The organism is Streptococcus mitis, assembly GCF_001074635.1.
GTDB classification, from domain to species: Bacteria; Bacillota; Bacilli; order Lactobacillales; family Streptococcaceae; genus Streptococcus; species Streptococcus mitis_E.
On the sequence record NZ_JUQO01000155.1, the window covers coordinates 1 to 877 of the forward strand.

The 877-nt window shown below is 36.3% G+C and carries 1 protein-coding gene; it reads right to left on the reverse strand.

Annotated elements, in window-relative coordinates; genetic code table 11:
- A partial coding sequence (locus tag ADI58_RS06465; RefSeq protein WP_275043629.1) for an SIALI-17 repeat-containing surface protein occupies window positions 1–877 on the reverse strand: 877 nt, incomplete at both ends.

Genomic DNA, 877 nt, shown 5'->3' on the forward strand with positions numbered 1-877 from the left:
TTCTGTTCTTACAAATACATAACCTTCAATTTCACCATGTTCAAATGCTTCATTGGCTTCACCTAATACCGATGGAGCTTTGGCATCCGCTGGTTTCAATTCATTACCTTGTTCATCAACCCATTTAGTAATGATTAACTGAACTTTAGGTAATTGTACTGGATCTGGAAGTTCTCCATTTACTGCACCTGCGAAGTCTGGTCGTTCATGAATAGGTGAGTCAGGTGTATTTACTCCTCCATTGAATTCTGGTAATTCTTCTTGAGTTTCTGTTTCTCCATTCACTCCACCATTAAATTCTGGTACTTCATGAATTGGAGAATCCGGTGTATTTACTCCTCCATTGAATTCTGGATTTTCTAAAACTTCTAGTTCACCTTTTGCATATGCAAATAACAATTCATCACGAGGAATATTATGAGTGATATTTGTTTCTGGATCAGTGATTGTTACATTTCCATCTGAAGCAACAATTACGTCTTTTCCTGGATTTGCTTTTTTCACATTTTTCTTCACTTTATCTTGTTCAGCTTGTGTTAAGTTATCAGGTATTTTCACCGGTACTTTTTCTTTCGGAACCACTGGAGTAAAGTCTTTAGGATTAACTGTAATTGTAACTTCAACGTCTTCTGTACTTCTGTCTTGATAAGTTACAGTTACTACTCCTTTTTTCTCACCATGTTTAGAAGTATCTGGAACTTTACTATCTTTCCATTCAAATGTTGAACCTTCTGGTAAATCTTTAACATTATGAATACTATCTTTTGCTAGTGGTACTTGAGCATGTTCCACTGTTTGTTGTTTCGGTTGTGGATCGTAATCGTCTTTTTGTGGCGTTACTTCAACCGTTACAGGAACTTCTTCCGTACTATGGTCT